At 74.1% G+C, this 22,009-nt stretch carries 19 protein-coding genes and 1 other RNA gene; 6 read left to right on the top strand and 14 right to left on the bottom strand.

Translation table 11 applies throughout. The features are described 5' to 3' along the window. Positions 1-62: 62 nt before the first annotated feature. Positions 63-1,700 (top strand): alpha-D-glucose phosphate-specific phosphoglucomutase, encoded by a 1,638-nt coding sequence (locus tag AB9M23_RS08825; protein WP_372424152.1) that lies wholly within the window; start codon positions 63-65, stop codon positions 1,698-1,700. Positions 1,701-1,739: 39 nt separating this feature from the next. Here AB9M23_RS08825 and AB9M23_RS08820 read toward each other — a convergent pair whose 3' ends face one another. Both AB9M23_RS08820 and AB9M23_RS08815 read right to left on the bottom strand, forming a co-directional pair. Then, positions 1,740-2,888: a mechanosensitive ion channel family protein gene (locus tag AB9M23_RS08820; RefSeq protein ID WP_372424151.1), complete on the bottom strand. Its 1,149-nt coding sequence runs from the start codon at positions 2,886-2,888 to the stop codon at positions 1,740-1,742. A gap of 157 nt (positions 2,889-3,045) precedes the next feature. Beyond that, positions 3,046-4,617, bottom strand: a complete 1,572-nt coding sequence (locus tag AB9M23_RS08815; RefSeq protein ID WP_372424150.1) for a pilus assembly protein TadG-related protein — start codon at positions 4,615-4,617, stop codon at positions 3,046-3,048. Positions 4,618-4,825: 208 nt separating this feature from the next. Here AB9M23_RS08815 and AB9M23_RS08810 point away from each other — a divergent pair, with 208 nt between their 5' ends. Further along, complete coding sequence (locus AB9M23_RS08810) at positions 4,826-5,782, top strand: uracil-DNA glycosylase (RefSeq protein ID WP_443726246.1); 957 nt, start codon at positions 4,826-4,828, stop codon at positions 5,780-5,782. Here AB9M23_RS08810 and AB9M23_RS08805 read toward each other — a convergent pair. Both AB9M23_RS08805 and leuB read right to left on the bottom strand, forming a co-directional pair. Beyond that, on the bottom strand, positions 5,755-6,261 hold the full coding sequence (locus tag AB9M23_RS08805) for an MmcB family DNA repair protein (RefSeq protein ID WP_372424149.1): 507 nt from the start codon (positions 6,259-6,261) through the stop codon (positions 5,755-5,757). The two genes, AB9M23_RS08810 and AB9M23_RS08805, sit on opposite strands and share 28 nt — an antisense overlap. A gap of 116 nt (positions 6,262-6,377) precedes the next feature. After that, entirely contained in the window at positions 6,378-7,484 is a 1,107-nt protein-coding gene (gene leuB, locus AB9M23_RS08800; RefSeq protein ID WP_372424148.1) for a 3-isopropylmalate dehydrogenase, read from the bottom strand. A gap of 211 nt (positions 7,485-7,695) precedes the next feature. Here leuB and AB9M23_RS08795 point away from each other — a divergent pair, with 211 nt between their 5' ends. Beyond that, positions 7,696-8,445, top strand: coding sequence for an SDR family oxidoreductase (locus AB9M23_RS08795; protein WP_372424147.1), 750 nt, complete (start codon positions 7,696-7,698; stop codon positions 8,443-8,445). 125 nt (positions 8,446-8,570) lie between these two features. Then, complete coding sequence (locus AB9M23_RS08790; RefSeq protein WP_372424146.1) at positions 8,571-9,806, top strand: FAD-binding domain-containing protein; 1,236 nt, start codon at positions 8,571-8,573, stop codon at positions 9,804-9,806. 22 nt (positions 9,807-9,828) lie between these two features. Here AB9M23_RS08790 and AB9M23_RS08785 read toward each other — a convergent pair whose 3' ends face one another. Both AB9M23_RS08785 and AB9M23_RS08780 read right to left on the bottom strand, forming a co-directional pair. After that, complete coding sequence (locus AB9M23_RS08785) at positions 9,829-11,946, bottom strand: oxidoreductase (protein WP_372424145.1); 2,118 nt, start codon at positions 11,944-11,946, stop codon at positions 9,829-9,831. A 14-nt stretch (positions 11,947-11,960) separates the two neighbouring features. After that, the gene (locus AB9M23_RS08780) at positions 11,961-12,818 is read right to left on the bottom strand and encodes an alpha/beta fold hydrolase (protein ID WP_372424144.1); all 858 of its coding nucleotides are present in this window, start codon (positions 12,816-12,818) and stop codon (positions 11,961-11,963) included. A gap of 262 nt (positions 12,819-13,080) precedes the next feature. Here AB9M23_RS08780 and AB9M23_RS08775 point away from each other — a divergent pair, with 262 nt between their 5' ends. Then, the gene (locus tag AB9M23_RS08775; RefSeq protein ID WP_372424143.1) at positions 13,081-13,959 is read left to right on the top strand and encodes a LysR family transcriptional regulator; all 879 of its coding nucleotides are present in this window, start codon (positions 13,081-13,083) and stop codon (positions 13,957-13,959) included. A gap of 36 nt (positions 13,960-13,995) precedes the next feature. Here the strand turns inward: AB9M23_RS08775 and AB9M23_RS08770 are convergent, their stop codons facing one another. Next, entirely contained in the window at positions 13,996-14,742 is a 747-nt protein-coding gene (locus AB9M23_RS08770) for a YebC/PmpR family DNA-binding transcriptional regulator (protein ID WP_372424142.1), read from the bottom strand. A gap of 284 nt (positions 14,743-15,026) precedes the next feature. Between AB9M23_RS08770 and AB9M23_RS08765 the strand changes: the two genes are divergently transcribed. After that, entirely contained in the window at positions 15,027-16,469 is a 1,443-nt protein-coding gene (locus AB9M23_RS08765; protein ID WP_372424141.1) for a pilus assembly protein TadG-related protein, read from the top strand. Between the two features lie 77 nt (positions 16,470-16,546). Here AB9M23_RS08765 and AB9M23_RS08760 read toward each other — a convergent pair whose 3' ends face one another. From AB9M23_RS08760 to ruvA, 7 genes are all read right to left on the bottom strand, one after another. Next, the gene (locus AB9M23_RS08760) at positions 16,547-17,380 is read right to left on the bottom strand and encodes an exopolysaccharide biosynthesis protein (protein WP_372424140.1); all 834 of its coding nucleotides are present in this window, start codon (positions 17,378-17,380) and stop codon (positions 16,547-16,549) included. A gap of 16 nt (positions 17,381-17,396) precedes the next feature. After that, on the bottom strand, positions 17,397-18,218 hold the full coding sequence (locus AB9M23_RS08755) for a TIGR00282 family metallophosphoesterase (RefSeq protein ID WP_372424139.1): 822 nt from the start codon (positions 18,216-18,218) through the stop codon (positions 17,397-17,399). Positions 18,219-18,222: 4 nt separating this feature from the next. Then, a complete protein-coding gene (locus AB9M23_RS08750) occupies positions 18,223-18,870 on the bottom strand; it encodes a 5-formyltetrahydrofolate cyclo-ligase (RefSeq protein WP_372424138.1) in 648 nt (215 codons plus the stop codon). Positions 18,871-18,882: 12 nt separating this feature from the next. Then, positions 18,883-19,039: non-coding RNA, 6S RNA (ssrS, locus tag AB9M23_RS08745), on the bottom strand. A 73-nt stretch (positions 19,040-19,112) separates the two neighbouring features. Then, entirely contained in the window at positions 19,113-20,654 is a 1,542-nt protein-coding gene (murJ, locus tag AB9M23_RS08740) for a murein biosynthesis integral membrane protein MurJ (RefSeq protein WP_372424137.1), read from the bottom strand. A gap of 6 nt (positions 20,655-20,660) precedes the next feature. Continuing rightward, positions 20,661-21,284: a DsbA family protein gene (locus AB9M23_RS08735; RefSeq protein WP_372424136.1), complete on the bottom strand. Its 624-nt coding sequence runs from the start codon at positions 21,282-21,284 to the stop codon at positions 20,661-20,663. A gap of 106 nt (positions 21,285-21,390) precedes the next feature. Beyond that, positions 21,391-22,005, bottom strand: a complete 615-nt coding sequence (gene ruvA / locus AB9M23_RS08730; RefSeq protein WP_372424135.1) for a Holliday junction branch migration protein RuvA — start codon at positions 22,003-22,005, stop codon at positions 21,391-21,393. Between the last annotated feature and the right edge of the window lie 4 nt (positions 22,006-22,009).

Here is a 22,009-nt window from a genome sequence, read left to right as displayed (position 1 = left end):
GATCGGCGCGCCCCGATCGCTATGCTGCCGCCCCGACGACCGCATCCGCCACGGGAGATCGCATGACCATCGCCGTCGAGACCGTCGAGACGACACCCTTCCCGGACCAGAAGCCCGGCACGTCCGGCCTGCGCAAGAAGACCGCGGTGTTCCGTCAGCCGCACTACGTCGAGACCTTCGTCCAGGCGATCCTCGACGGCGTGCCCGACAAGGCGGGCGCGACGCTCGTGGTGGGCGGGGACGGGCGCTACCTCGTGCGCGAGGTCGTGCAGGTGATCGTGCGCATGGCCGCGGCGAACGGGATCGGCCGGCTCGTCGTCGGCGCCGAGGGGCTGCTCTCGACCCCCGCCGCCTCGGGCCTGATCCGCGCGCGCGGCGCCGCAGGCGGAATCGTGCTCTCGGCGAGCCACAATCCCGGCGGCCCGGACGGCGACTTCGGCATCAAGTTCAACGTCTCCCACGGGGGCCCGGCGCCGGAGAGCGCCACGCGCGCGATCCACGAGCGGGCGAGCGCCATGACCGCCTACCGGATCGCCCGCGCGCCGGACCTCGACCTCGGCTCCCTCGGCGAAACCCGGCTCGGCGACACGATCGTCGAGATCGTCGACCCCGTCGCGGACTACGCGGAGCTGATGGCGCGGTTCGTCGATCTCGACGCCATCGCCGGCTTGTTCGCCCGCGGCTTCCGCATGCGCTTCGACGCGATGAGCGCCGTCACCGGCCCCTACGCGACGGCGATCCTGGAGGAGCGGCTCGGCGCGCCGGCGGGCACCGTCGTCAACGGCACGCCGCTCCCCGATTTCGGCGGGCACCATCCCGACCCGAACCCCGTCCACAACGCCGGGCTCGTGGCGCTCATGACCGGCCCCGACCGACTCGACTTCGCGGCGGCCTCCGACGGCGACGGCGACCGCAACATGATCGTCGCGCCGGGCATGTTCGTCACGCCCAGCGATTCGCTCGCGATCCTCGCGGCGCACGCGCATCTGGCGCCGGGCTACGCGAACGGCATCGCCGGCGTCGCCCGCTCGATGCCCACGAGCCGCGCCGTCGACCGCGTCGCGGAGGCGCTCGGCGTCACGGCCTACGAGACGCCCACCGGCTGGAAGTTCTTCGCCAACCTCCTCGACGCCGGGCTGATCTCGCTGTGCGGCGAGGAGAGCGCCGGAACCGGCTCGTTCCACGTGCGTGAGAAGGACGGCCTGTGGGCGGTGCTCCTGTGGCTCGACATCCTGGCGAAGACCGGCGAGAGCGCCGACGCGCTGGTACGCGCGCACTGGAAACGGTTCGGGCGCGACTACTACCAGCGCCACGACTACGAGGAGGTCGACGCCGAGGCGGCCGCGGCGCTCATGGACGACCTGCGCGCGCGCCTGCCTGCGCTCCCGGGCACGGTGGTCGCGGGGCTGCGCGTCGAGGCGGCGGACGATTTCGCCTATACCGATCCCGTGGACGGCTCCGTCACCGCCGCGCAGGGCGTGCGGGTCTATTTCGCCGACGGCGGCCGCGCGGTCTACCGCCTGTCGGGCACCGGCACGGCGGGGGCGACGCTGCGGGTCTACCTCGAGCGCTTCGAGCCCGCGGACGGCGACCACGACCTCGACGTGGGCGCGGCGCTGGCGGAGGTGGTCGCCGCGGCGCGGGAGATCGCCGGCATCGAGGCGCGAACCGGCCGAGCCGAGCCGAGCGTCGTCACCTGACGGGCGATCACCTCCGACCCCCGTCCGCGAGCCGCCTCCTCAGCCGACGTCGCCGGCGTCGTCGAGGGCGTCCCCCGCCTCCGCCACCACGGCGGCGTCGCCCCGCTCGCCGCCGACCGGCCTGGAGCGCACCTGCGGCAGGGCGCGCGGATGCTCCGCCTGGAGCCAGGCGATCAGCGCCTCGCGCACGGCGCACCGCAGGTCCCACGCCTCCGCGGGGGTGCGGGCGCTCATCAGGCCGCGGACGATCATCGTGTCGCGCCCCGCGTCGATCACCTGGAGCCCCACGACGTCGCCGTCGAACAGCGGGTTCTCGCGCACCAGCGCCTCGAGGCGCGCGCGGATCGCCGCGACCGGCGCGCCGTAGTCCACGTGCAGCACCACCGCGCCGATCAGCTGCGGCGCCTCCCGCGTCCAGTTCTGGAAGGGCTGCTCGATGAAGCGCTTGAGCGGCACGATCAGCCGGCGCAGGTCCCAGAGCCGCACGACGACGTAGCTCGTGCGGATGTCCTCGATGAAGCCGAACTCGCCCTCGACGATCACCGCGTCCTCGAGCCGCATCGGCTGGGTGATGGCGATCTGCAGGCCGGCGATGATGTTGGAGAGCACCGGCTGCGCCGCGAGCCCGATCACGAGCCCCGCGACGCCCGCCGAGGCGAACAGGCTCGTGCCGTACTGCCGCGCCACCGGGCTCGTGGTCAGCAGCGCCGCCACCGTGAGGAAGACCACCAGGATGACCGCGATCCGGCGCAGGAGCCGCACCTGCGTCGCCGCCTTGCGCGCGAGGCTCGCGTCCGCGCTCTCCCCCGGCAGGCGGCGCAGGTAGATCCGAGCCGCGACGTCGACGACGATGATCATCGCCCAGCCGAGGACGACGATGACGGCCAGCAGGAGGAGGTAGGCGATCCAGCCCCGCGTCTCGCCGGAGAGCGGCACCGCCGGCAGCGCACCCGCGACGGCGACGAGCACCAGGGCGAGCCGGGTCGGGCGCCGAATGCGATCGAGGATGTCGCGGCCGAACTCCCCGGCCCGGCGGCCGACCGTGGCGCGTATCGCCCGCACGATCAGGGCGTGGACGACGAGCGCGGCCAGGGCGAAGAGGGACAGGACGATCGCCGCCTGCGCCCAGGCGGGCAGGCCCGCGACCATGCCGCCCGCATCGCGGGCGAGCGCTGCGATGCGCTCCACTTCGATCTCCCCCGGCTCGCGGTGTGGGGAGCGAACGCGGCGGCGAGCGCGGCGGTTCCGGCGGAGCGGCGGGATCGGCGCTCTAGGCGTACCAGCACGAGTTCCGCCTCCCCCTTCGCTTCCGAGCGGCCGTGGACGATGCGGGCGTCGTCGCCCGTCAGCGCGTGAGGGACACGCGCCGCTCGTAGATGTCCCGCGCGATCGCCTCGAAATGCGTCACCAGCGTCGTCACCTCGGAGGTGAAGGCGTGGCGGGCCGACGACGCGCAATCGGCCAGCAGCGTCCTCGTCGTCGCGTCGGAGACCGCGAAGCCGACGGTGAAGACCTCGACGCCTTCGCCGCGGAGGCTGGCGCAGATGGTATGCATCCGATCGTTGAGCAGCGCGGTGTGGTTCCTGGAGTCGAACTCCGCGCTGTCCGAGAGGCGGCCGTAGGCGGTGTAGTCGCTGTCGCCCGAGGGCGCGTGACCCGTGTAGAAGCCGTTCACGCCGTCGGTCATGAACACGACGATGCGCTGGTACTGCGCGTCCACCGGCGCATTCGGCCAGGGGTCGGGTCCCCACAGCCCGTCCCAGCGCGCAGAGAGCATGCGCCAGCCCCACAGGAGTCCGACATGGCCGAACGTCCCCCCGCGGTGCCATGCCTCGAACCGGTCGATCTCCCCGAGCAGCCGTGCGCGGTCGTCCGTGAAGGGGACGATGGCGTTCTTCGGGCAGCCGAGATTGGGGCCGCGGCCGTCGTTCGACTGCGCGTTGGTGTTCCAGCTCTCGTCGACGTCGTTGGGCAGGTACGAGTTGAAGCGGTTGCTCGGTGCGCCGGCGCCGGTCCAGGAGGGCCAGTAGTAGGGCGCGAAGGCGCCGCTCGCGGGCGGCGCGTCGGTCAGCTCCTCGGGCGAGCCGGCGCGCTCCATGACGCACCCCGCCCAGCCGTCGGCCACCCAGCAGGTGTTGCCGCGCTGGACGCCCGGGCACGGACCGCCGCCCTCCCATTCGGAGAGGGTGCCGATGTGGCACAGGCCCTGGGTCCAGCTGACGCCGGTCCCCTTGCACAGGTTCTGCGGCACCTCGCTTGCGTGCCAGACGTACCGGTTGCGTGCGATCGCTCCGAGGCCACCCGGCGCGGGTGCGAGCCAGCCGGCGTTCCCCCGCCCGATGTTGACCGTGGCCGAATAGGGCACGATCGCGATGCGCACGATGTCCGACGCCTCACCCTCCGGCAGCAGCGTCTCGACGAAGGTGCGCGCGGAGGTGCGCAGCGCGTTGATGCGCCCGCCCTTCATCGAGCCCGTCACGTCGACGACGAGCACGACCTCGTAGAGGCGGCTCGAGGTCTGCGCCTCCGCCTCCAGCGTGAAGGGGATCGTGTCGAACCCGATCACCCGCACGATCCGGGTGCGCAGGCTGCCCTGAACGGTGATGCGCACGCGCCGCACGCCGGTCTCCGCATCCGTGAAGACGACGGGATCGACGCTGGTGATCGTCACGTCCTCGTGGAGGTTTCCGACGAGGGTGGCGAGCATGGTGCGGGCGTAGTCTTCCGAGCCGACCTGCTCCGTACGCGTCACGGTGGCGAGCGCCGTGCGGTCCATGGCGGTGAGAATCTGCGGGCGCACCGACGTCGCGCGGCCATAGTCGACGGCCGCCCCCGCCAGGCCGAGGAGGGGCAGGATGGAGAGCGCGAAGGCGACCGCGATCGTGCCGCGGCGGTCTGCGAGGAGCCTTTGGAGCATACGCGAGAACATCGCTCGGACCATCCCGTGGATCGAGGGGCTACCGCTGCCCGGCCGCACCCTGCGAGGAGCGTTACCAGCAGCGTCTTCAATTCGTGCGAATGCGATCGCGAGAATGCGCGCCGAGGTATTAACCTTGCGTCAACTCTCGCCGCCGTGGGCGGGACGACCCGGGAGGGCGACCGACCGGATTTCCCTCCGTGGTGCGATGCTCTACAGATCGCACATGGCCGCCTTCGACGACGAGACCCCGCCCGACGCCGATGCGCTGCGCGATGCGCTGATCGCCCTCCTCGATCTCGACGTCGCCGCGGGTGTCGACTGCGCGCTCGACGAGACGCCGCACGACCGCTTCGCCGAGACGGCGCGGCAGCGGCAGGAGGCGCACGGGGAGGAAGCGCGCCGGGAGGAAGCGCGCCCTCGGCCCGCCCCGGCCGACGCGCGCCGCGGGCCGCCGCGGGAGCGCCCGCAGCCCGCCGACGCGCGCAGCCCCGCCCGCCCCGCCGTCTCCCCCGACGCCCTCGATCCCGAGGGGGCGGTGGCGAGCGCCCGCGCGCTCGCGGAGGCGGCCGAGGACCTGCCCGCGCTCGAGCGTGCGCTCGCGGCCTTCGAGGGCTGCGCGCTCAAGGCCTCGGCGCGCAGCCTCGTCTTCGCCGACGGCAGGCCCGGCGCGCGGGTGATGATCGTCGGCGAGGCGCCGGGCGCCGAGGAGGATCGCTCGGGCATCCCCTTCGTCGGGCGCGCGGGGCAGCTCCTCGACCGCATGCTCGCCGCCATCGGGCTTTCGCGCACCGACGTCTACATCGCCAACGTCGTGCCCTGGCGTCCACCGGGCAACCGCACGCCGACGCCCCAGGAGGTCGCCGCCTGCCTGCCCTTCACCCGCCGCCAGATCGCGCTCGGCGATCCCGACATCCTCGTGTGCATGGGCGCGCCGGCGACGCAGCACCTGCTCGGGGTGCGCGAGGGCATCACCCGGGCGCGCGGGCGCTGGCTCGACTACGACACCGGCCGGCGCACGATCCGCGCCATGCCGATGCTCCACCCGGCCTACCTCCTGCGCAATCCGGTGGTGAAGCGCCTCGCCTGGCGCGACCTGCGTGCGCTGCGCGCCGCGCTCGCGGAGGGCGCGGCCGCTCAGGCTTCCGACAGCCCGCCGAGATAGGCCCGCGCCTCGGGGTCGTGCGCCGCGTGCAGCCCCGCCGCCGCCTGGCGCGCGAAGCGCAGGGTCAGCGCCTTGCGCCGCGCCGGCGCCAGCGGGTGATGCGGCGGCTCGCGCAGGATCTCGGCGCCGAAGCCGTCCGCGAGGATCAGGCCCGTCTCGATCGGCAGGATGTCGATGGGCGTGCCCGCGTCGACGGCGAAGTAGAGCCGATCGCAGAAGTCGCGGTAGTCCGGCCACTTCCGATCCGCGCGGAAGTCCCGCACGCTCGACTTGATCTCGACGATCGAGACGCTGCCGTCGCGCGCCAGCGCGATCACGTCGGCCCGCCGGCCGGAGCGCAGGGTGAACTCGCACAGCGTGACGCAGTCGTGCGCCGCGAACAGCCGGCGCACGCCCCGCTGGATGGCGAGGGCCGTCGGCGACTGACGCCCGTCGGGGCGTGCCGGGGACTGGCGCGGGGCTGACGCGAGCACGGTCATGCTTCGTTCCTAGCACGGCGTGATCGAAGAGGGAACATCGACGTCACTGTTCACGGGCGCGCCACGGGCGATCGCAGCGGGGAGGAGCCCCCCGCCGCGGGCGCATCCGGCGCGCGTCAGCCGCGCTCCAGCGCGGCGACGATCGCGTCGCCCATCTCCGTCGTCGAGACCGCGTTCGCGCCCTCGCCCGCGATGTCCTTGGTGCGCGCGCCCGAGGCCAGTGCCGTGGTGATCGCGGCCTCGAGCCGGTCCGCCGCCTCGACGAGGCCGAAGGAGTAGCGCAGGCACATGGCGAGCGAGCCGATCATCGCGATCGGGTTGGCCAGGCCCGCGCCGGCGATGTCCGGCGCCGAGCCGTGGACCGGCTCGTAGAGCGCCTTGCGCTTGCCGGTCTGCGGGTCCTCGGCGCCGAGCGAGGCCGACGGCAGCATGCCGAGCGAGCCCGTCAGCATCGCCGCGACGTCGGAGAGGATGTCGCCGAAGAGGTTGTCGCAGACGATGACGTCGTACTGCTTGGGCCGGCGCACGAGCTGCATGGCGCAATTGTCGGCGAGCACGTGCTCCAGCGTCACGTCGGCGTAGTCCCGTGCGTGGACGCCGGTGACGACCTCCTTCCACAGCACCCCCGACTTCATCACGTTGTGCTTCTCCGCCGAGGAGACCTTGTTGCGGCGCTTGCGCGCCAGCTCGAAGGCGACACGGGCGATGCGGTCGATCTCGCCGGTCGTGTAGAGCTGCGTGTCGACGGCGCGCTTCTCGCCGTTCTCGAGCCCGACGATCTCCTTGGGCTCGCCGAAATAGACGCCGCCGGTGAGCTCGCGCACGATGACGATGTCGAGCCCCTCGACCAGCTCGGGCTTGAGCGACGAGGCGCTCGCCAGCGCCGGGTAGCAGATCGCCGGGCGCAGGTTGGCGAACAGCCCCAGATCCTTGCGCAGGCGCAGCAGACCCGCCTCCGGACGGTGCTCGTAGGGCACGCCCGCCCACTTCGGCCCGCCCACCGCCCCGAACAGCACGGCGTCGGCGGCGTCGGCGAGGCGCATCGCGTCCTCCGAGATCGCCTTGCCGTGCGCGTCGTACGCGGCGCCGCCGACGAGATCCGTCTCCGTCTCGAAGGAGGCGACGCCGGCCCTGGTCAGCCAGGAGACGATCTTGACGACCTCCCCCATCACCTCGGGGCCGATCCCGTCGCCGGGGAGGAGGAGGAGCTTGTGCGTCGCCATGGCGTGAGGTCCGCTTCGTGATTGCGCTGGCGAGCCTTGTGACGGAGGGAGCCCACGGGGGCAAGAGGGAGCGGCGCGGGGGCGGGATGCGGTGGGTCCTCGCTGGACGATGGCGCACGATGCACAGCCCGCGCCTGCGCGAACGCCGCTGGCGGTGAGGGAGCCGCGCCGGTAGGGTCGGGCGACGACGAGATGCCGGAGGACGACGGGCATGGCGAAGATCGCGCTGGTGACGGGGGCGGGGTCCGGGATCGGGGCGGCGGCGGCCGTGGAGCTGGCGCGGGGCGGGTTCGACCTCGTGCTCGCCGGGCGCCGGCCGCAGCCGCTGGAGGACGTCGCCGGCGAGGTCCGGACCCTCGGCCGCGAGGCGCTGTGCGTCCCCACCGACGTCGCCGACGAGGCCGCGGTCGAAGCGCTCTTCGCGGCGATCGTCGCCCGCTTCGGCCGGCTCGACCTCCTCTTCAACAACGCCGGCCTGTTCGCGAAGGGCGTCGAGATCGACGCGCTTTCGGTGGAGGAGTGGCGTCGCTCCGTCGACGTCAACCTCACCGGCGCCTTCCTGTGCGCGCGCTCCGCCTGGGGGCTGATGAAGCGCCAGGACCCGAAGGGCGGGCGGATCATCAACAACGGCTCGATCTCCGCCCACACGCCGCGGCCGAACTCGGCGCCCTACACGGCCACCAAGCACGCGATCACCGGCCTGACCAAGGCGCTCGCCCTCGACGGGCGGGCGCACGACATCGCGGTCGGGCAGATCGACATCGGCAACGCCGAGACGGAGATGGTGCGCGCACTCGAGGCCGCCCGCGCGGACGCGCCCGGCGCGCCGCCGCCGCAGCCCACCATGGACGTCGCCCACGCCGCGCGCGCCGTCGCCCACATGGCGAGCCTGCCGCTCGACGCGAACGTGCTGTTCATGACGGTGATGGCGACGAAGATGCCGTTCGTCGGGCGCGGCTGAGCCGGCGCGGAGGCGAACGGCTTGCAGTGCACCACATCGCGGCGATCCGCCGCGCCGCGCACCGGCATGTCGGCGACCTATCATCATCCTCCGGAGCTGCGCGCTCGCGCACGCAGGAGGTACGCATGTTCGCGCCCCCGACCCGCGCCGAGGGTCTCGCCCGCCTCGCCCGCTTCGTGCCGCGGGCGGGCAGCGCCTATGCCGCGAACCGCAACGAGGACCGCGGGCCGCGCGACCGCGCCAACGTCTCGACGCTGTCCCCCTGGGTCCGCCATCGCCTCGTGAGCGAGCGCGAGGTGCTGGCCTCGGTCCTCGCGGAGCACGGCCTCGAGGAGGCCGAGAAGTTCGTGCAGGAGGTGCTCTGGCGCACCTACTGGAAGGGCTGGCTGGAGCAGCGCCCCGCGATCTGGGAGCGCTACCTCGAGCGCCTCGCCGCCGACCTGCGGGCGCTGGACAGCGATCTCTCGCTGCGCCGGCGGGTCGAGGAGGCGACGGCGGGGCGCACCGGCATCGCCGGCTTCGACGACTGGGCCCGCGAGCTGGTCGAGACCGGCTACCTGCACAACCACGCGCGGATGTGGTTCTCGTCGATCTGGATCTTCACCCTGCGCCTGCCCTGGACGCTCGGCGCGGACTTCTTCCTGCGCCACCTCCTCGACGGCGACCCCGCCTCGAACACGCTCTCCTGGCGCTGGACGGCGGGGCTGCAGACGCCGGGCAAGACCTATCTCGCGCGGGCCGACAACATCGCCCGCTTCACCAACGGCCGCTTCGCGCCCGGCGGCCTCTCGCGCAGCGCCGAGCCGCTTTCAGAGCCGCCGCCGCCCGCGCCCGCGGGCGTGCCGCCGGCGGACAGGCCGCGGGCGGTCGAGGCGGCGCTCCTCGTCACCGAGGAGGACATGACGCCCGAGCACTGGGAGATCGGGCCGGTGCGGCCGAGGGCGGTGCTCGTCGGCCACGCCACCGCCGCACGCTCGATCCTGCCGCCGTCCGGGCCGGTACGCGCCTTCGCCGAGGGCGCCGTCGCCGACGCCGCGGCGCGGGCGGCGGACCATTACGGCGTCCCGGCGCACGCGGTCTCGCTCGCGCCGCAGGCGCTGACCGACGCGGCACGGGCCCTGCGCGTCGGCGCGCTGGTGACCGCCTGGGCGCCGGTCGGGCCGGCGGCGCGGGCGCTCGCCCGGGCGGAGGCGTCGCTGGCGGATGCCGGCGTCGCGCTCCTGCGGCTGCGGCGCCCGCTCGACGAGCGCGCCTGGCCGCACGCCACCCGCGGCTTCTTCGCCTTCCGCAAGGCGATACCGGACCTGCTCGCCGCCGAGGGGCTGATCCCGCCCGGCGCCCCGGCGCGCGCGGCCCGGTGAGTCCCGCGCGGCGCCGCGCGCCTCACAGGCTCATCGCCACACGCATCCCCTCCAGCATGGCCGCGTGCATGTTGCGCGAGGCGACCGCATCGCCGATCCGGGCGAGGACGAAACGCCCGGACGGATTCGTGACCGGGAAGTCGAAGCGGTCCTCGCCGATGCGGTCGAGGCCGAGCACGCCGCCATTCGACGCGTGCGGCACGAGCGCCTGCCAGATCTCGTCGACGGGCGTGGTGCCGTTCTCGATGACGAGCCAGTCGGCCTCGATCAGGTCCGGCTCCCCGGTGAGCGTGTTCGCGAGCCGGACGCCGAGCCCGTTGCCGCGGCTCTCGACCCCGACGAGCGCACGGTTCGGCACGAACGTCACGCCGAGCCGGAAGAGCGCGCGCAGCGCGACCGCACGCGTGGTGGGGCCGAGATCCTGGAGCGGCATCTCGTCGGGCGTGACGAAGATCACCCGCGCGCCGGCCTGCGCCCCCGGTCGCGACGCGATCCTGCGCGCAGCGACCTCCGCCGCCGCGGCGGCGGCGTGGCTGCCGATCTCGTCGTAGACGACGAGCGAGCCCTCCGGCCGCACGGCGCCGCCGAGGAGGTCGTGCACGCTGGCGATCCGCTCGGCGCCGGGCACGTCCGGGATCGCCGGCAGCCCGCCGGTGGCGAGGACGACGACGTCGGCGTCCGCGTCGAGCACGTCCTGCGCCTCCAGGTAGGAATCACAGCGCACGTCGACGCCCGCACGCGCCACCTCGTCGACGAGCCAATCGACGACGCCGAGCGTCTGGCGGCGCACCGTGCCCGCGCCCGCGAGCAGCAGCTGGCCGCCGAGACGTGGTGCGGCCTCGTGCAAGGTCACCGCGTGACCGCGCAGGGCCGCGACCCGGGCCGCCTCGAGCCCGCCCGGGCCGCCGCCGACGACGAGAACGCGCTTGCGCGCGCCCGGCGTCGACGGGACGACGTGGGGAAGCGTCAGCTCCCGCCCCGTCGCGACGTTGTGCCCGCACACCGCCGCCTTGCCCTGGTTCACCCGGTCGACACAGTAACCGAGCCCGACGCAGGGGCGGATGCGTGCCTCCTCGCCGCGCTCGAGCTTCGCCACGAGATGCGGATCGGCCATGTGGGCGCGAGTCATGCCGACCATGTCGACGAGCCCCTCCGCGAGGCCGAATCGCGCCGTGGCGAGGTCGGCGACGCCGCCCGCGGCGAGGACCGGCACGCCCGCGGCCGCGCGGATGCGCCCGGCGGCCGCGAGGTGCCCGACCTCGCCCATGCCCATCGGCGGCACCCATTCGGCGAGGCCGAGATTGTCGTAGGGCGCGCCCGCCACGACGTTCAGGAAATCGATCGCCCCCGTCCCCGCGAGCGCCTGCGCGATCGCCACGCAATCCTCCGCCGAGAGCCCACCGCCGCGGCGCTCGTCACCCGCGATGCGCAGGCCGAGCGCCGGCTCCGGGCCGATCGCGTCCCGCACGCCGCGGACGATGTCGAGCACCGCCGCGAGACGCTGCTCCAGCGGGCCGCCGAGCGCGTCCTCGCGGCGGTTGGCGTGCGGAGTCAACAGCTGGCCGAGGAGATGGCCGTGGGCCAGGAGCTCGATCCCGTCGAAGCCCGCCGCGACGCAGCGCCGGGCGGCGCGGGCGAAGTCGCGGCGGATGCGGCCCAGGTCGGCGGGCTCGATCGCCTTCGGAATGGCTCGATGCGCCCGCTCGCGCAGCGGCGACGGCGCGACGACGGGAAGCCAGGCGCCGTCGTCCCACAGGGTGCGGCGGCCCATGTGGGTGAGCTGGCACATCACCGCGGCGCCGTGGGCCTTCACGCCGTCCGTCAGCGCCCGGAACCACGGCAGGATCGAATCGTCCCCCGCGTAGAGCTGGCCGAACACCGAGGGGCTGTCGACGGAGACGTTGGTCGAGCCGCCGATCATGGTCAGCGCGAGGCCGCCCTTCGCCTTCTCGACGTGATACGCCGCATAGCGCTCCCGCGGGTGCCCGCCCTCGGCGAAGGAGGGAGCGTGTGCCGTCGAGAGGATCCGGTTGCGCAGCCGCAGCCGGCCGATGACGACCGGCGAAAGCAGCGGATCGACCCGCCCGCCGGCCCCCGCCGCTGCGCCCGCCGCCTCTCCTCCCGTCTCGTCCGCGCTCATGGTCGTCGTCCCGATCAGGGTCCCCGCCGCCGGTCCGTCGCGCCGAGCACGGCCGCGACGATGCTCTCCGGCGCGTCCTCCTGGACGAGGTGCCCGGCCTCCGGCACCGGCACGAGCCGCGCACCGGGGATCATGGCCGCGAGCCGCTCGCCCTGCGAGACGGGGATCCACGCGTCCTTCTCGCCCCAAAGCAGGGTGACCGGCACGTCGAGCCCGCCGAGACGCGGCTCGATCGCGTCCGTGAAGCGCTGTTCCATCTGTGCGATCTGGGCGTAGAACCCCGCCTTCCCCGCCGCGCCGAGCCAGGGCCGCATGTGCACCGTGCGCGCCTCCGCGCTCAGAGGCCGATGCGCAGCGCCCGCGATGTAGGCCTCCAGCATGGCCTCGTGCGCATAGTCCGGCAACCCCGAGAAGGCTGCTTCATGGGAACGCACGTGCTGGACGAAGGGCGAGCCCCAGGGCGCGATCGCCACGGGGTCGACCAGCGTCAGGCGCGAGACGGGGAGGCCGTCGAGCAGGATCGCCCGCAGCACGGTCGCCCCGCCGAAGTCGTGGGCCAGCACCTCGGGCCGCTCCAGGCCCCAGTGCCGCACGAGCGCGGCGAGGAGCCCGTTCTGGACGCCGAGCGACACGTCCGCGCCCGGCACCATCGCCGAGCGGCCGTAGCCCAGGAGGTCGAACCAGTACACGCGCCGTTCGCGCGCGAGCCAGGGCGCGATCCGCCGCCAGACCTGGGAGGAGAACGGCGTGCCGTGCACGAGGACGAGCGGTGGCCGCGCATCCGCCCCGTCTCCGGCGCTGCCCCAGGCGACGGGCCGGCCCTCGTGCACGAATCGATGCGGCGTCGCCAGCTCCGACGGGATCGTGTCCATGGGCTCCTCCTCGCTCCGGCGGGCGCACCGCGGGGTTCCGCACGATCCCGGGCGCCGAGCCGGAGGGGGCCGGCCCGGTCGGCCCCGGGATCGCCGGAACGGACGTCCGCTCGGGCCAGCCGCCGACGACTCGTTGCCCCAAGGCGCCGACGTCGGCCCGTCTCGCGCGAACATCCGTTCCTTTCTTGACAGATATACGCGCGCCCCCCACTCCTGTAGCGAAACCTCGTCACCGCTGCGTACACCGGGGGGAAACGCGAGCATGGGAAATGCGGAGCCCTCCTCCGCCGTTCGGCAGATCCTCCGCTCGGACGCGATGCGCGTCGCGCTCGCCGTGGTCGAGCTCGGCTCGGTCCGGCGCGCGGCCGCGGCCCTGTCGATGACGCCGTCGGCGGTGAGCAAGCAGCTCGTGCGCATCGAGCGCCAGCTCGGCCGCACGCTGTTCGTGCGCACCCGCGACGGCGTGCGGCCCAACGGCGAGGGCCTGGCGCTGGCGAGCTACGCGCGCCGTTTCCTCGCCCTCGTGGCCGAGGTGGGCGAGCGCTTCGAGACGGACTTCGCGTCCGCGCGCGTGCGCCTCGGCGTCGCCGACGACGTGGGGCTCGTGCGGCTGCCCGCGGCCTTGGCGCAGGCGGCCGAGGCGGCGCCGGACGTGGCCGTGGAGCTCACCGTCGCCTTCTCGTCGGAGCTCCTCGCGCTCGCCGAGTCGGGCAAGCTCGACCTGGCGATCCTCTCCGACGGCGGGCCACCTTTCCCGGCCGGCGCGCGCCGGCTGCGGCCCGAGCCGATGGCCTGGTTCGGCCGGCGCGACGCCGCGCCGCCGCCGGAGCCGCTGCCGCTCGCGGTGGCGGCGGAGGGTTGCCCCTGGAGGGCGCGGGCGCTGGCGATCCTGTCGGGCGCCGGCATTCCCTGGCGGATCGTCTGCACGAGCCCGTCGGCCGCGGGCCAGCTCGCCGCGGCCCGGGTCGGGCTCGCCGTGGCGCCGCTGCCGGAGGCCGTGGCCGACGGGCACGCCGAGCTCGCCCCCTTGCGCGGCCACCTCCCAGCGCTGCCCGCCTGCGCGCTGGCCCTCCTCGCGCCGACGCGGCCCGGCCGTGCCGTACGCGCGGTCGCCGAGGCGGTGCGCGGCGCCTACGGGTGAGTCTCGTCCGGCGGCGGGCGTGATGTCTCTCCGCGCTCAGGCGGAGAGCTTCTCCATCAGGGCTTCGGAGAGCTCGAAGTTGGCGTAGACGTTCTGGACGTCGTCGTGGTCCTCGAGCGTCTCCATCAGCTTCATCAGCTTCTCGCCGGTCTCGTCGTCGACGGCGACGGCGGTCTGCGCCTTCCAGATCAGCGCCGAGCGGCGCGCCTCGCCGAAGCGCTCCTCGAGCGCCTTCGTCACCTCGCCGAGCGCCGTGTCGGCGCAGTAGACCTCGTGGCCGGCCTCGGAGGAGACGACGTCGTCGGCGCCCGCCTCGATCGCGGCTTCCAGCATGGCGTCGGCGTCGCCGACGTCGGGCGCGTACTCGACGATGCCGACGCGGTCGAACATGAAGGCCACCGCGCCCGTCTCGGCGAGGTTGCCGCCGGACTTGGTGAAGAAGGAGCGGATGTCGGAGGCGGTGCGGTTGCGGTTGTCCGTCATCGCCTCGATGATCAGCGCAGCGCCTCCCGGGCCGTAGCCCTCGTAGCGGATCTCGTCGTAGCTCTCCGCGTCGCCGCCCTGGCTCTTCTTGATCGCGCGCTCGATGTTGTCCTTGGGCATGGATTGCGCCTTGGCCGCGAGGATCGCCGCGCGCAGGCGCGGGTTCATCGCGGGGTCCGGCATGCCCATCTTCGCCGCGACGGTGATCTCGCGGGCGAGCTTGGAGAAGAGCTTGGAGCGCTGCGCATCGACGCGCCCCTTGCGGTGCATGATGTTCTTGAACTGGCTGTGCCCGGCCATGCGGTCGTCCGTCCTCGCGCGGCGCCCGCAACGGGGCGCGGCGTCCTCTGGTCGATGGGATCCGTGGTGTCGCTGGAGTGCTGATATAGGCGGGGAGGGCGGGGCTTGTCGAGCGCGGCGCGCGGGAGACGGCCGGACCCCGCGGCGCGGCCCCGTCCGGGAAACGGGCAGGGCGGGCTTAACCATCGGCGCGAGTGCGGCGCCCGTCTCCCCGGGGATTCAAGATGTCGTAAGGTGTTCGCCTGCATCGTTCCCCGGATGTCGTTCTCGCGGAGGGGCGAAGGATGCAGGCAGCGTGGAATCGTCTCGGGCGCGACCGACGCGGGGGCGTCGCGATCGCCGTGGCGCTCGTGCTGGTCCCTCTCCTCGGGATCGCCGGGACGACGGTGGACTACAGCCGCGCCGTCAACTTTCGCGGCGAGCTCCAGAAGGCGGCCGATGCGGCGGCGCTCGTCGCGACCAGCGGGAACGAGTCCTTCGACGTGCGCAGGACCGCGGCGCTCACGGTAATCGACACCCAGCTGACCGCCTATGCGCAAACCGGCTACGAACCCGACATCGTGCCCGTGATGGAGGACGGCCGCGAGGTCGCGGTGCGCGTCTCGCTCACGGCGGGTGCACCGACGACCCTGCTCGGCGTGGTGGGCATCAGGACGATCGCCGTCTCCGTCGAGGCGCGGGCCTCGAGCGGACGCAACGAGCGGTTCGATCTCGCGTTCGTCCTCGACACCACGGGCTCGATGGCGGGTGAGCGGCTCGCAGTGCTCAAGTCCACCACCACACGGCTGATCGGCGAGATCGAGGACCGCCGCGGGGCCGACGACCAGGTCAGGATCTCGGTCGTGCCCTTCGGCCAGTACGTCAACGTCGGGCTCGCGAACCGCACGCAGCCCTGGCTCGACGTGCCCGCCGACCATCAGCGGCCGACGAACCGGTCCTGCCGGCTGGAACGCGAGGTCGTCGACCAGCGATGCGAGCGGGTCCTGGAGCCGGCGCGACCGGCGACCGACCGCACCTGCTGGGACGACGGCCGGGCCTACGCGTGCGGCAGCCCCGCGCGTCCCGCCCGCTGGGTCGATCGCTGCACCCCCGTCCATGGCGACCGGATGGTGGAGCAGTGCCGCACGACCGGCGGCGGCTGGGTGCGCTGGAGCGGATGCGTCGGCTCGCGCGATGCCCCGGACGACACGCGCGACGCCAACTACGCGGTGCGGATTCCCGGCCTGATGAACCAGAGTTGCGGCTCCCCGATCCTGGAGCCGACGACCAACCTCGCAGCAGCGAGGTCGCACATCCGCAGCTTGAGCACCTCCGGCGAGACCTACATTCCTGCGGGGCTGATCTGGGGATGGCGCGCGCTCTCGCCACACGCGCCGATCGCCGGGCGTACGAGCGAGGACGGCGTGCCGGTGAGGCGTTACATGGTTCTCGTGACGGACGGTCGGAATACCCGCTCGGCCAGCTACCCGAAGCACGACGGCACCAACGGCGCGGCCGCGGACGAGATCATGCGGCGCATCTGCCGGAACATCGCCGCGGACGGGGACACGGGCATCACGATCTACACGATCGCGTTCGAGGTCGGCGATCCCACGGTCAAGCAGATTCTCGAGGATTGTTCGCGCCTGACCGGTGGCACATTCTACGACGCGGCGGACGCGGCCCAGCTGGGGGACGCCATGAGCCACATCGGCGGGCAGATCTCGCGCCTGCGCCTGACGCACTGACCGGCCCGCGCGGCGGCGCGACCGGCTGGGGCGGCTACGCGGCAGGCCGACGGCGACCCCGCCGGGCGCCATGGCCCTCACATCCCCACCGCCTTCTGCGCCGCGAACAGCGCCACCCCCACGATAGCCCAGGACAGGCCGATCGTGTAGGCCATGCCGGCGAGGCCGAGCAGGCCGCCTATGCCGAGCATCACCCCGTCCTCCTGCATGATGGCGATGGCCAGCACCACGAGCGCGATCGAGGGCACGAAGTTCGTGCCCGGCAGCGGGATGATCACGCACAGGGCGAGCAGGATGGCGAAGACGCCGATCAGGCGGTCGCCGCGCGGGCCGAACAGCGCCGTGTAGCGGGGCCGGCAGAGGTTCTCCACCCAGCGGAGGCGGGGTTCGGCGACGTCGATGATCCGTCGGAAGGTCGTCACCGCGAAGGTCTTGTCCATCAGCCAGCGCGGCAGCCACGGCCGGCGCTTGCCCATCGCCATCTGCACCGCGAAGAGCACCACCGGCAGGCCGAACACCGAGTTCATGCCCGGCGGCGCGGGGATGCAGTTCGGCAGCGAGAACAGGATGATGACGAATCCGAAGGCGCGCTCGCCGAAGGCCTCGACGATCTCGCGGATGGAGATGCGATCGCCCTGGGCGGTGTCGATCACCGCGCGCAGCACGAGGGAGATGCGCTTGTGCTCCATCGCCTCGTGGATCGCCCGAGCGCGCTTGGCCTGCGGCGTATCGGCTTCGGCGGCGAGCCGCGCGGCCTTCGCCGCGCGGCGCTCGGCCCGGCGCTGCTGGAGCCGCTCGATCGCCTCGCGCACGCGCCGGCGGCGCTCGGCCGCGTGCGCCTCCGCGACGGGTGCCTCGCCCGACGGCTCGTTGCGCTCCTCGGCGCGGTCGCTCTGCTCGTGCGCGTTCATCGGCTCCACGTGCGGGTCAATCCCAGAAGGCCGGCCGGGTTTCGTCGAGATGCGGGCCTATCCGCACGGCGGCGACGCGCACGGCGAGGCCCGTGCGCGGATCGGTCTCGACGGCGATCCCGGAGAGCGCGCCGGGACCGGAGGCCGCCTCCAGCCGTGAGCCGGGCGTCTTCTGCAGGAAGCGCCGCAGCGGCTCGTCCTTGGCCATGCCCAGCACGGAGTCGTAGTCGCCGCACATCCCGGCGTCGGACATGTAGGCCGTGCCGCCGGGCATGATGCGGTGGTCGGCGGTGGGGACGTGGGTGTGGGTGCCCACGACGAGGCTCGCGCGCCCGTCGCAGAACACGCCCATCGCCTGCTTCTCGCTCGTCGCCTCGGCGTGGACGTCGACCACGATCGCGTCCGCGGCGGCGCCGAGCGGGCAGTCCGACAGCGCCCGCTCGACGGCGGCGAAGGGGTCGTCGAGCGCGTCCATGAACACCCGCCCCATCACGTTGACGACGAGGACGCGCGCGCCGTCCGGCGTTTCGACCAGGGTCGCGCCGCGGCCCGGCGTGCCCACGGGGTAGTTCGCCGGCCGCACCAGCCGGCCCTGCCGCTCGATGAAGACGAGGGCCTCGCGCTGGTCGAAGGAATGGTTGCCGAGCGTGATCGCGTCGGCGCCGGCGCCGATCAGCTCCTCGCAGATCGCCTCGGTGATCCCGAATCCGCCCGCTGCGTTCTCGCCGTTGATCACGACGCAGTCGAGCTTCCAGCGGCCGCGCAGGCGCGGCAGCTCCTCGGCCACCGCCTGGCGCCCCGGCCGGCCGACCACGTCGCCGAGGAAGAGGATGCGCATGCGCTCAGGCCTCCCGGGCCGCGCCGGCCGCCCGGTGCGGCGCACGGACGATCTCCGCCTCGGTCACGACGAGGTCGAGCCGCCGGTCGTGATCCTCGGCGGGAATGGTTTGCGCCTCCTGGACGGAAAACGCCACCCCGATCGCGATCACCGGCCCCGCGCGCTCCAGCGCGGCGAGCGCGCGGTCGTAGTGCCCCTTGCCGTAGCCGATGCGATGACAGGCCCGGTCGAACCGCGCGAGCGGCACGAGCAGCGCCCGCGGATGCAGCACCTCGGCCTCCGGCCCCGGCGCCTCGACGCCGAAGGGCCCGCGCACCAGGGGGGTGCCGGGCGTCCAGGCCCGGAAGACGAGGGAGGGCTCGCTGACGACGGGCAGCGCGATGCGGTGGCCGCGCTCGGCGAGCGCCGCCAGGGCGGGGCGCGGGTCGAGTTCGGACCGCAGCGGCCAGTACCCGGCGATCGGACCGACGCCCGCGAGTTCCGGCAGCGCGAGCAGCGTGCGCACGAGCCGCCGTGCCGCCTCCTCACGCACGTCGGGAGCGAGCGCGTCCCGCCGTGCCAGGCCTTCGGCGCGGAGCGACGGCTTGGCGAGGACCCCCTCCCCGAGGGGTAGGTCGTCGGGTGACTCGTGGTCGGGGGAGGTGCGCGTCATGCGATCATTCGGTGCGGAGCCGCGAAAGCCGTTGGAGAGTCGATCCCGGGATACCTACACAGTAGGTGGGCGCCGTATGTCCCGGTCCACGGACCGGGTCAGGGACAGCTCCCTTCGAGATCGATAAGGCCCCGGGGAAAAGTCCTCCTGACGAACCCCACAGCCCCGCAACGGCAATGTAATGGGGGGCGGGGGCGGGGGGAAGGGGGTGGACGGGCGATATTTGCGGAGGGGCGGCGCGCTCAGCGGGCGGCGCGCAGCTCCGCCAGATCCGCGCGGCGCACGGCGCCCAGGCCGATCGCGGCGGCGGCGTAGATCGCGGCGCCGGACGCGCAGGCGACGACGAGGCTCGGGCCGTCCACGACGCCTCCCGTCCACGTCCCGAGCAGCGTCAGCCAGCCGGCCATGGCCGCGCAGGCGACGACGATGCGGGCGAGCCGACCACCGAGACGCCGGTCCGGGCGCCAGCCCTCGTCGCGTGCGGCCACGGAGGCCAGGACCGTCGCATGGGCGAGGAGGCCCGCCGCGACGGCGAGGCCGAGGCCGAGCGGGCCCAGCGCGGCGACGAGGGGAACGCCGGCGGCGAGCGTCGCGGCGATGCCGGCCCCCGTGGCGGCGAGGCCGGGGCGCACCCGCTCGCGGGCGAAGCCGCCCTGCTGCAGGATCTTGCCCGCGGCGGCGACGGGAAGGCCGAGCGCGAGGCCTGCCAGCACCGCCGCCGTCGCCCCGACGTCGGCGGCGTCGAAGGCGCCGCGGGCGAAGAGCACGGCGACGATCGGCTCGGCGAGCACCACGAGCGCGGTGGCGGCGGGGAGCGCCACCAGGAGCGCCGCCTCGAGCGCGCGATTCTGCGCCCGCACGAGTCCGGCGGCATCGCCCGCGCGCACCCGCGCGGCCAGCCGCGGCAGCAGCACGGCCGTGGCCGCGGTGGCGACGAGGCCGAGCGGCAGCTGGACGAGCCGCTCGGCGTAGTAGAGCCGTGCCACGAGCCCCGGCGTGAAGGAGGCGACCTGCGTCGCCGCAAGCAGGATCAGCTCGACGCTCGCCACCGTCACCAGCGCGGGTCCGGCGAGCGCCAGCACCGCGCGGACCTCCGGCCCCAGCCGCGGTCGCGCCGGAACGAGCACGCCCGCCCGCCGCGCCGCGATCGCGACGATCGCGAGCTGGACGAGCCCGGCGAGCCCGACGCTCCCCGCGAGCACGGCGGCGAGGCGCTCGGGTTCCGGCACCCGCGCGGGCGCCAGCACCAGCGCCGCGATCGGCACGGCGTTGGTCGCGAGCGGCGCCAGCGCCAGCGCCACGACCCGGCCGCGGGCGGCGAGCATGGCCGAGACGAGCCCGGCGCAGCCGAAGGCGACGATCGCCGGGAGCGCGAGCCGCGTGAGGTCGGCGGCGAGCGCCCGCGTCGTGCCCTCCCCCGCGAGGCCCGCCGCCACCGCGAGCACGAGGGCGCCGGCGCCGATCATGCCGAGCGCGGTCGCGCCGGCGAGCAGCAGGGCGAGGCCGAGGAGCGCCTCGCCGCCGAGCCGGGCGGCGGCGTCCGCGCCCTTCGCCTCGCGCACCCGCGCCCAGAGCGGCGCGAAGCCCGCGGTGAGCGCGCCCTCGGCCAGCGCCCGGCGGGCGAGGTTGGGGATGCGGAACGCCACCAGGAAGGCGTCCGCCACCGGCCCGGCGCCGAGGGCCGCGGCGATCAGCACGTCGCGCACGAAGCCGAGCACCCGGGAAGCCAGCGCAGCAGCGGAGACGACGAGCGTCGCGGACAGGGCGGAGGCCGCGCGCGCCATCGCCGCTCAGGCGCGCAGGTCGGCGACGATGCGCCGCTTGGTGGCGAGGTCGATGTAGCCCTCCCAGGCCCAGGGCCCGACGAGGGTCGCCGGCGTGGCGTCCAAGCCCAGCCGTCGGCCGACCCCGATCATGTCCTCGAGCGCCGGGGCGATCCCCGGCAGCGCGGCGGCGCGCCCGACGGCGTCGACGTCGAGCCCGGCCTCCTCGGCGACGGCCAGCGCGCGGGCGCCGTCCTTGAGCCCGCGCGCGGAGAACAGGGCGGCGTGGAACGCGCGATAGGCCTCGGGCCCGGCGTGGGCGAGGACGCCCAGCGCGATCGCCGCCGCCTCCTGCGAGGCGTCCGACAGGATCGGGTAGCTCGCCAGCAGCACACTCACCCCCGGCATCGCGGCGAGCGCGTCGAGATGACCGGCGGAGGCGCGGCACCAGGGGCAATTGTAGTCGAAGAACTCGACGAAGATCACGTCGCCGCCGACGTCTCCCACCGGCACGAGGGCGGGGCGCGTGCGGGCGTGCTCGGCGAGCTCGCTCGGGATGCGATGCGGCGCGGTCGCCTCCTGCGAGAAGGCGGGGGTGCCCGGGAGAGAGGTCGCGAGGAGGCCGGCGAGGGCGGCGCGGCGGGTGGGCATGGGCGTCTCCGGTTCTGCTGGGCCGGCATCGGGAGACCGGGAAAAGGGCGCCCTCGTGGCATCGCCGCCGTCGCCCCATCACGGTCTCGGCATCGTCGTCTCGGCGTCAGCGCGCGAGCTCCTTGAGGCCCTGGCGGATGAGCTGGGCGGTGGTGGCCTCCTCGCCCATGGCCTTCACCGCGGCGGCGATCGCGGCGGCGGCCTGGGACTGCCCGTAGCCGAGGTTGACGAGCGCCGAGAAGGCGTCCTGCGCCGGGCCGGGCGGGGGCGCGCCCTCGCCGCCCGAGAGGCCGGCCATGACCGGGTCGATCGGCGCGAAGGCCGGGGCCTTGTCCTTCATCTCGGCGACGATCCGCGCGGCGAGCTTCGGCCCCACCCCCGGCGCGCGGGCGATCGCCGCCTTGTCCCCCGTCGCGATGGCGGTGGCGAGCTCGGCGGGCTCCAGCACCGAGAGGATGCCGAGGGCGACCCGCGCGCCGACGCCCTGGACGAGCTGGAGGAGCCGGAACCACTCGCGCTCCGGGTCGGAGCGGAACCCGTAGAGGCGGATCATGTCCTCGCGCACCACCGTCTCGATCGAGAGCACGGCGGCCTCGCCGACCTTCGGCAGGCGCTGGAGCGTGCGCGCCGAGCAATGCGCCACGTAGCCGACGCCGTGAACGTCGAGGATGACGAAGTCCTCGCCGTAGGCGTCCACCACGCCCTTGAGCTTGCCGATCATCGTC

Origin of the sequence: Salinarimonas chemoclinalis (genome assembly GCF_041514305.1) — a bacterium.
Classification (GTDB): Bacteria; Pseudomonadota; Alphaproteobacteria; order Rhizobiales; family Beijerinckiaceae; genus Salinarimonas; species Salinarimonas chemoclinalis.
Note: the sequence above shows the minus strand (reverse complement) of the source record. Positions and strands in the feature narration are given on the sequence as shown.

Excerpts from the sequence above, each read along its gene's own strand:
- AB9M23_RS08825 (WP_372424152.1), top strand. The coding sequence starts at position 63 with ATGACCATCGCCGTCGAGACCGTCGAGACGACACCCTTCCCGGACCAG.
- AB9M23_RS08815 (WP_372424150.1), bottom strand. The coding sequence starts at position 4,617 with ATGCTCCAAAGGCTCCTCGCAGACCGCCGCGGCACGATCGCGGTCGCC.
- AB9M23_RS08810 (WP_443726246.1), top strand. The coding sequence starts at position 4,826 with ATGCTCTACAGATCGCACATGGCCGCCTTCGACGACGAGACCCCGCCC.
- AB9M23_RS08805 (WP_372424149.1), bottom strand. The coding sequence starts at position 6,261 with ATGACCGTGCTCGCGTCAGCCCCGCGCCAGTCCCCGGCACGCCCCGAC.
- leuB (WP_372424148.1), bottom strand. The coding sequence starts at position 7,484 with ATGGCGACGCACAAGCTCCTCCTCCTCCCCGGCGACGGGATCGGCCCC.
- AB9M23_RS08795 (WP_372424147.1), top strand. The coding sequence starts at position 7,696 with ATGGCGAAGATCGCGCTGGTGACGGGGGCGGGGTCCGGGATCGGGGCG.
- AB9M23_RS08790 (WP_372424146.1), top strand. The coding sequence starts at position 8,571 with ATGTTCGCGCCCCCGACCCGCGCCGAGGGTCTCGCCCGCCTCGCCCGC.
- AB9M23_RS08785 (WP_372424145.1), bottom strand. The coding sequence starts at position 11,946 with ATGAGCGCGGACGAGACGGGAGGAGAGGCGGCGGGCGCAGCGGCGGGG.
- AB9M23_RS08780 (WP_372424144.1), bottom strand. The coding sequence starts at position 12,818 with ATGGACACGATCCCGTCGGAGCTGGCGACGCCGCATCGATTCGTGCAC.
- AB9M23_RS08775 (WP_372424143.1), top strand. The coding sequence starts at position 13,081 with ATGGGAAATGCGGAGCCCTCCTCCGCCGTTCGGCAGATCCTCCGCTCG.
- AB9M23_RS08770 (WP_372424142.1), bottom strand. The coding sequence starts at position 14,742 with ATGGCCGGGCACAGCCAGTTCAAGAACATCATGCACCGCAAGGGGCGC.
- AB9M23_RS08765 (WP_372424141.1), top strand. The coding sequence starts at position 15,027 with ATGCAGGCAGCGTGGAATCGTCTCGGGCGCGACCGACGCGGGGGCGTC.
- AB9M23_RS08760 (WP_372424140.1), bottom strand. The coding sequence starts at position 17,380 with ATGAACGCGCACGAGCAGAGCGACCGCGCCGAGGAGCGCAACGAGCCG.
- AB9M23_RS08755 (WP_372424139.1), bottom strand. The coding sequence starts at position 18,218 with ATGCGCATCCTCTTCCTCGGCGACGTGGTCGGCCGGCCGGGGCGCCAG.
- AB9M23_RS08750 (WP_372424138.1), bottom strand. The coding sequence starts at position 18,870 with ATGACGCGCACCTCCCCCGACCACGAGTCACCCGACGACCTACCCCTC.
- murJ (WP_372424137.1), bottom strand. The coding sequence starts at position 20,654 with ATGGCGCGCGCGGCCTCCGCCCTGTCCGCGACGCTCGTCGTCTCCGCT.
- AB9M23_RS08735 (WP_372424136.1), bottom strand. The coding sequence starts at position 21,284 with ATGCCCACCCGCCGCGCCGCCCTCGCCGGCCTCCTCGCGACCTCTCTC.
- ruvA (WP_372424135.1), bottom strand. The coding sequence starts at position 22,005 with ATGATCGGCAAGCTCAAGGGCGTGGTGGACGCCTACGGCGAGGACTTC.